The 7,015-nt window shown below is 71.2% G+C and carries 6 protein-coding genes and 1 rRNA gene; 5 read left to right on the forward strand and 2 right to left on the reverse strand.

Going from position 1 to position 7,015, the window contains the following annotated elements; all coding sequences use genetic code 11:
- Window positions 1-924, reverse strand: a 924-nt coding sequence (locus tag ACXJKB_RS22525; RefSeq protein WP_457192419.1) for a serine/threonine-protein kinase, incomplete at its 3' end; no start/stop codon positions are given.
- A gap of 152 nt (window positions 925-1,076) precedes the next feature.
- Between ACXJKB_RS22525 and ACXJKB_RS22530 the strand changes: the two genes are divergently transcribed.
- From ACXJKB_RS22530 to ACXJKB_RS22540, 3 genes are read left to right on the forward strand one after another with little or no spacing between them, the layout of a single operon-like run.
- Window positions 1,077-1,613, forward strand: coding sequence for a hypothetical protein (locus ACXJKB_RS22530; protein ID WP_457192421.1), 537 nt, complete (start codon window positions 1,077-1,079; stop codon window positions 1,611-1,613).
- A gap of 41 nt (window positions 1,614-1,654) precedes the next feature.
- On the forward strand, window positions 1,655-2,911 hold the full coding sequence (locus ACXJKB_RS22535; protein ID WP_457192423.1) for a sensor histidine kinase: 1,257 nt from the start codon (window positions 1,655-1,657) through the stop codon (window positions 2,909-2,911).
- Complete coding sequence (locus tag ACXJKB_RS22540) at window positions 2,908-3,567, forward strand: response regulator (RefSeq protein ID WP_457192425.1); 660 nt, start codon at window positions 2,908-2,910, stop codon at window positions 3,565-3,567. Before ACXJKB_RS22535 ends, ACXJKB_RS22540 begins: the two co-directional genes overlap by 4 nt.
- Here the strand turns inward: ACXJKB_RS22540 and ACXJKB_RS22545 are convergent, their stop codons facing one another.
- Entirely contained in the window at window positions 3,568-4,944 is a 1,377-nt protein-coding gene (locus ACXJKB_RS22545; RefSeq protein ID WP_457192427.1) for a serine/threonine-protein kinase, read from the reverse strand.
- Window positions 4,945-5,016: 72 nt separating this feature from the next.
- Between ACXJKB_RS22545 and tyrS the strand changes: the two genes are divergently transcribed.
- Both tyrS and ACXJKB_RS22555 read left to right on the forward strand, forming a co-directional pair.
- A complete protein-coding gene (tyrS, locus tag ACXJKB_RS22550; RefSeq protein ID WP_457192429.1) occupies window positions 5,017-6,282 on the forward strand; it encodes a tyrosine--tRNA ligase in 1,266 nt (421 codons plus the stop codon).
- A gap of 621 nt (window positions 6,283-6,903) precedes the next feature.
- A 16S ribosomal RNA gene (locus ACXJKB_RS22555) occupies window positions 6,904-7,015 on the forward strand; the annotation flags it as partial.

Genomic DNA, 7,015 nt, shown 5'->3' on the forward strand with positions numbered 1-7,015 from the left:
GGCGGCCGCAGCCGGCCCGGACGTCGTTRTGGTCGTGGCGCCGCGCTCCTGCGGCGGAGGTGCCGGGGGAGCGGCGGCCATCACGGCCGTGGCCTGGGCGTCGCGACCGGTCGGTGCGGGTGCCTCCGACTGCTCGCCACGTGCGAGGCGCCGCAGGTCGTCGCGCACCTTCGCCACCGGCCAGCGCTGCGCCGGCTCCTTGACGAGCATCGCGGCCAGCAGCCCGGCGGCCGGGTGGTCGTCGGGCAGGCGGGGCGGGTCCTCGTGGACGATCTTGTAGAGGCCGCCGAGCACGTTGTCCCCGACGTCGTACGGCGGCCTGCCGGCCAGCGCGTGGAACAGCGTGCCGCCGAGCGACCACACGTCGCTCGCCGCGGTCGCAGGCTCCCCGGTCGCCACCTCGGGCGCGAGGTAGGCGGGGGACCCGGTGATCAGGCCGGTCTGGGTGAGCACGGTGTCGCTGGCGGCCCGCGCGATGCCGAAGTCGCCGAGCTTGGCGCGGTCTTCGGCGCCCACGAAGATGTTGCTCGGCTTGACGTCGCGGTGCACGACCCCGGCGGTGCCGGCCTGCACGAGCGCATCGGCGGCCTGGGCGAGGATCGCCGCTGCCCGTCGGACCGGGAGCGGGCCGTCGTCGGTGACCAGCTCGGCGAGCGTGCGTCCCTCGACGTGCTCCATCACGAGCCAGTAGCAGTCCTCGTCCTTGACGAGGTCGAAGATCGACACGACGTGCTGGTGGTTGATCCCGGCCGCCAGCCGCGCCTCGCGCTCGGCGCGTGACACGTCGTCGGCGGTGGTCCCGGGCAGCAGGCCGATGCGCTTGACGGCGACCCGGCGGTCCAGCAGCTCGTCGTGCGCGAGGTGGACGACACCGGCACCTCCGCGGCCGATCTCCTTCTCCAGGCGATACCTGCCTGCGATCACGTAGCCCCCTTCGTTGGCTGACGTTCAAGGCTAGTCACTGCACCACGTCGCCCTCACACCCGTTGGGACCAGTCGGGGGTACTAGCACCATCGGCCATCTCGTCGGCGTCGCCCCGGGCGACGAGGCTGGGACCACCAACCGAGGAGGACCCATGAACAGCACGATCACCACGACGACCCGACTGGCCCGGGCACTCGCTGTCGGCATCGCCCTCGCCGGCCTGAGCGTCGGCACGGTGGGCGTCGGCACGGCCGGCGCCGCGCAGGTCGACCACCCGTCGTCGGTGCGCGGCGACGACGACCCGCCGGGTGACGACCACGGTGGTCACGGCGGTGGCAGCGACGACGGTGCGGGTGACGACAACGGCGGCGACCGCACGCGCGACGACGACGACCGCGTGATCCGCACGGGCAGCTGCAGCGCCGGCGCGGACTGGAAGCTCAAGGTCAAGACCGACGACGGCCGCCTCGAGGTCGAGGGCGAGATCGACTCCGACGTCGCGGGCCAACGGTGGCGCTGGACGCTGCGTCACAACGGCTCGGTGAGCGACCGCGGCGTCGCCACCACCACCGCGCGCAGCGGCTCGTTCGAGGTGGAGCGCAAGGTGGTGAACCTCGCCGGCACCGACACCCTCGCGTTCCGCGCCGTGCGGGACGGCCAGGTGTGTCGGGGTGTGGTCAACTACTGACCACATCGGAGGTACGCCCCATGCGCTGGTTGACGAATCCCGTGGCTCAGTTCCTGGCCGCGGGATTCGTCACGCTCGTCGTCGTCGTGCTGGCCACCAGCGCCCTGAGCCGCTCGGCAGCGGACGAGGAGGCGATTGCCGACGCCCGCTCGCTGACCTGGGTGCTCGCCCGGTCCGTGGCCCAGCCGGCGATCCCGCCCGGCCTGACCGAGGGCGACGCGGCCGCCATCGACCGCATGGACCGTACGGCGCTCGACCGGCTGCTGGTCGACGACGTGCTGCGCATCAAGCTGTGGGACGCCGACGGCACCGTGCTCTACAGCGACCGCACCGAGCTGATCGGCGCGCGCTACCCGCTCGGCGACGACGAGCTGGAGGTGCTGCGTGACGGGGGGACCGATGCGGAGCTGTCCGACCTCGGTCGGCCGGAGAACCGCTTCGAGCGTGACCTCGGGGGCGATCTCCTGGAGGTCTACACCCGCGTCCGCTCGCCCGAGGGCGAGCCGCTCCTCTTCGAGGCCTACCTCGGCGTCGACGACATCCGCGCGAGCCGGACGCAGATCCTCGACCGGTTCCTTCCCATCACCATCGGCGCCCTGCTCGCCCTCGTCGCGCTCGGCACCCCGCTGGTCCTCCTGCTGTCCCGGCGCCTGTCACGTGCCGCGCGCGAGCGCGAGCGCCTGCTCGAGGCGGCCGTCCGTGCCTCTGACGCCGAGCGGCTCCGCATCGCCCGCGACCTCCACGACGGCGTCGTGCAGGACCTGTCCGGATCGTCGATGGCACTCTCGGCGCTGGCGGCCCACGCGGACGAGCCCGACCGCCGCGAGCTCGAGGACGTCAGTCGGTCCCTGCGGGTGAGCATGCGGTCCCTCCGGTCGCTCCTCGTCGAGATCTACCCGCCCGACCTGCACACCGCCGGCCTGGCCGCCGCGGTCGACGACCTGGTCGCCCCGCTGGTGGCGACCGGGACGACAGTCGACGTCGACGTCAGCGGCGCCGACGGGGCGTCCCGACCGGCGGTCGCGCTGCTGTGGCGGGTCGCCCAGGAGTCGGTCCGCAACGTCGCGCGCCACGCCCACGCCGACCGGATGTCGCTCACCGTCCGTCACGAGGATGACCGACTGGTGCTGGAGGTCGTCGACGACGGGGTCGGCTTCGACCCGGCCACCGTGGCGACCGACGACCACTTCGGCCTGCGCGCGGCCGAGAGCCTCGTGCGCGAGCACGGCGGCACCTGGGAGGTCGAGTCCGCGCCGGGCTCGGGCACGATGGTCCGGGTGGAGGTGCCGGTCGGATGATCCGCGTGGTGGTGGCCGACGACCACGCCGTCGTACGGCGCGGCCTGACCGGTCTGATCGAGTCGACCGACGACCTCGAGGTGGTCGGCGTGGCGAGGGACGGCAGCGAGGCCGTCGACCTCGTGCGCGAGCACCGGCCCGACGTGGCGGTGATGGACCTGCAGATGCCCGTCCTCGACGGCGTCGAGGCCACCCGCGCGATCGTCGGCGAGGCGACCGGCACGGAGGTGCTTGTCCTGACGTCCTTCTCCGACTTCGCCCGGATCGACGCCGCCATCGAGGCCGGGGCGGTGGGCTACCTGCTCAAGGACGCCGAGCCCGAGGTGCTCCTCGACGGCATCCGCGCGGTGGCGCGGGGCGGGTCGCCCCTCGATCCCCGGGCCGCGCGGCGGCTCCTGTCGCGCCGGGCGACCGTCGCCGCCGAGTCCGAGGACGTCGAGGTCTCCGCGCTGTCTCCGCGCGAGGCCGAGGTGCTCCGGCTCGTGGTCGAGGGCCTGCTCAACAAGCAGATCGCCCAGCGGCTCGGCATCACCGAGCGCACCGTCAAGGCGCACCTCACCTCGGCCTACCAGCGCATCGGCGTCGCCGATCGCACCCAGGCCGCCCTGTGGGCGCAGCGCCACGACCTCGGCGGATCCGCGACCGGGCCCGGCTGACTACCCCTCGCCGGCGATGAGGAGCTGGTCGTCGAACCGCTCGAGCTGGAGCCGCACGCGCTCGGTGTTCCGCTCCCCGGTCCGCATCACGTAGTTCACGGTGTAGCCGACCGTCAGGTCCGACGGGTCGCTCGCGACCTCGGCCAGGGACGCCGACTGCACGCGGCCCCACCACCCCATGTAGCCCTCGTAGCCGCCGCTGGCCTGCTGGAACTCGGGCGTCAACCGGTCGAAGGCCGCGCGGGGGTCGCTCGTGACGGTGGCGAGGTAGGAGGTGATGAACGCGTCCATCTGTGCGCGGGTGTCCTCCGCGGTGACCGGGGGAGAGGTGCTGCCGGTCGTGGTCTCCGACGTCTCCGCCGAGCGGGTCTGCTGCTCGTCCGGCAGCGCCTCGGGGGTGCCGCGTCCCGCCCAGACGTACGCCGCCACGACGGCTGCGACCGCGAGCACCGCGGCGGCCGCCAGCCACCCCCAGCGGGCGCCGTGCCGTGGGGAGGTCGCAGCCGGCGGCCCGGCCTGCACCGGCGGCAGCATGCCGGTCACCTCGCGGGTGGGCGGCGGAGCGGGGGCCGGGACCACGGTGGAGCGCTGCCCACGGGCGATGCGCGCCAGCTCGTCGCGCACGCGCGGCATCGTCCAGCGCGCCTCGACGTCGCGGTTCATCATCACCGTCAGCAGACCGGCCATGGGGTGGTCGTCGGGCAACCGCGGCGGGTCCTCGTGGACGATCTTGTAGAGCGCGCCGATCAGGTTGTCGCCGACGTCATAGGGCGGCTTGCCCGTGACCGCGTGGTAGAGCGTGGCGCCGAGGGACCACACGTCGCTCGCGGGGGTGGCCGACGAGCCCGACGCGACCTCGGGGGCGAGGTAGGCCGGCGAGCCGGTCACCAGCCCGGTCTGGGTGAGGGAGTGGTCGTCCTCCGAGCGGGCGATGCCGAAGTCGTTCAGCTTGGCCGCACCGTTCGCGATCATGATGTTGCTGGGCTTCACGTCGCGGTGCACGATGCCGTGGTCGTGGGCCTCGACCAGAGCRTCGGCGGTCTGCGCCAGCAGCGTCGCCGCCTCGGTGGCGTCCATGGCGCCCGAGGTCCGCACCCGCTCGCTCAGCGTCTGGCCGTCGACGTACTCCATCACCAGCCAGCGCACGTCCTCCTCGTCGACGAGGTCGAAGACGGACACCACATGGGGGTGGTTGAGCGCCGCGGCGAGCCGCGCCTCGCGCTCGGCGCGCTCGAGCTCGGCGCTGTCCGAGCCCGGGATCAGCCCGATGCGCTTGATCGCCACCCGGCGGCCGAGGACCTCGTCGAGCGCGAGGTGCACCGTGCCGGAGCCACCGCGGCCGATCTGCCGCTCGAGCCGGTACCTGCCTGCGATCACGTGCCGAACCTCCTGCGTCCTCGCCCTAGGCTAGTGCCCGCGAACCAGTCCACCTCACCCCAAGGAACTCACGTGACCAGCCCCAACGTCCTCGACGAGCTGGAGTGGCGCGGCCTCATCGCGCACTCCACCGACCGCGACGCGCTTCGCGCCGCGCTGGGCGAGGGGAGCGTCAAGTTCTATGTGGGCTTCGACCCGACCGCCCCGAGCCTCCACATGGGGAACCTCGTCCAGCTGGTCACGGCCCGACGCCTGCAGGACGCGGGCCACACGCCCTACATCCTGGTGGGCGGCGCCACCGGCATGATCGGCGATCCCCGCGACTCAGGGGAGCGCACGCTCAACTCCCTCGACACGGTCAAGGAGTGGACCGAGCGTGTGCGGCAGCAGGTCTCGCGCTTCGTGACCTTCGAGGGCAGCAACGCCGCGACGACGGTCAACAACTACGACTGGACCGCGTCGCTGTCGACCATCGACTTCCTGCGCGACATCGGCAAGCACTTCCCGGTCAACCGGATGCTGGCGCGCGACACGGTGAAGCGCCGGCTCGAGTCGGGGATCAGCTACACCGAGTTCTCCTACGTGCTGCTCCAGTCGATGGACTACCTCAACCTCTTCCGCGAGCACGGGGTCGTGCTGCAGTTCGGCGGCTCCGACCAGTGGGGCAACATCACCGGGGGAGCAGAGCTCGTGCGGCGGGTGACGGGGGAGAACGCCTACGGCTTCGCCACGCCGCTCATCACCAAGACCGACGGCACGAAGTACGGCAAGACCGAGGGCGGCGCCCTGTGGCTCGACCCCGAGATGCTCTCGCCCTACGCCTTCCACCAGTTCTGGCTCAACGTCGAGGACGAGAAGGTCGGCGAGCTGCTGCGCATCTTCACCCTCCTCCCGCGCGAGGAGATCGAGGACCTCGAGCAGCAGACGGCCGACAAGCCGTTCCTGCGCGCCGGCCAGAAGCGGCTGGCCGACGAGGTCACGGCGCTGGTTCACGGAGCCGACGAGGTCGAGCACGCCAAGGCCGCGGCCGCCGCGCTGTTCGGCGGGGGAGACCTGGACGGCATCAAGCCCGACACCCTCGCCTCCGCCCTGAGGGAGGCCGGCGGTACGACGCTTCCCGCCGGCGAGCTGCCCGGCATCCTCGACCTCCTCGTGGCCGCCGGCCTCGCGAAGAGCAAGGGGGAGGCCCGGCGCACCGTCGCGGAGGGCGGCGCCTACCTCAACAACGTGCGGGTCGAGGACCCCGAGCTGCAGCCCTCCACGTCCGACCTGGTCGCCGGGTCCTGGCTCGTGCTGCGCCGCGGCAAGAAGAAGTTCGCGGGCGTCGAGGTCTCCTGAGGACGTCGTCGGGGGGGCCCCTGCGGGCCGCCCGACACCCACTCCCAACCGTCCCAGGGGTCACAACAGGCCTCTGACCTGCGCAAACGCGAGTGTGGTCGCGGTCACAGCGTTTCGATTTGCACGATCCGGGCGAACTGCATAATGTTCTCTCTGTCGCCAGGGAGCGGCGGGGAGCAAGACCGGTCAGGTCGGGCTCCCGGCCCCGGGCAGGACAACTCGAAGCGGTCACCGGTCACGGTGACACCACCGGGTCAGAGCGAAACAGCCGAGGATTTGCCACGGCAGAAAGTCGCTCGCTAAGTTTCACCAGTTGCCCCACGCAACCGAGATCCGCACCGGATCGCGATGTGGGTGCGTCTGATTCTTGAGAACTCAACAGTGTGTTTGATTAGTCGACGAATTAGTTTGTTATGCCCCGTTGACGTCAACGTTTGTCTGCCGGCTCCTTTTTTGGGGTTGGTGGGTGTTGGTGTCGCGGTTTCTTTGACAATGATTCTGGCGAGGCCCCTTCTTTGTGGAGGGGGTCTTAAAATTGCTAGTTTTGTTCAGTCATGGATGTGGCTCTTATTGATAGTCCTGCTGGTCTGCTGCTTTGGTGGTGGGTTGGTGGGTATGTTTTCGATGGAGAGTTTGATCCTGGCTCAGGACGAACGCTGGCGGCGTGCTTAACACATGCAAGTCGAGCGGAAAGGCCACTTCGGTGGTACTCGAGCGGCGAACGGGTGAGTAA

Source organism: Nocardioides sp. P5_E3, assembly GCF_054049275.1.

Excerpts from the sequence above, each read along its gene's own strand:
- ACXJKB_RS22530 (WP_457192421.1), top strand. The coding sequence starts at position 1,077 with ATGAACAGCACGATCACCACGACGACCCGACTGGCCCGGGCACTCGCT.
- ACXJKB_RS22540 (WP_457192425.1), top strand. The coding sequence starts at position 2,908 with ATGATCCGCGTGGTGGTGGCCGACGACCACGCCGTCGTACGGCGCGGC.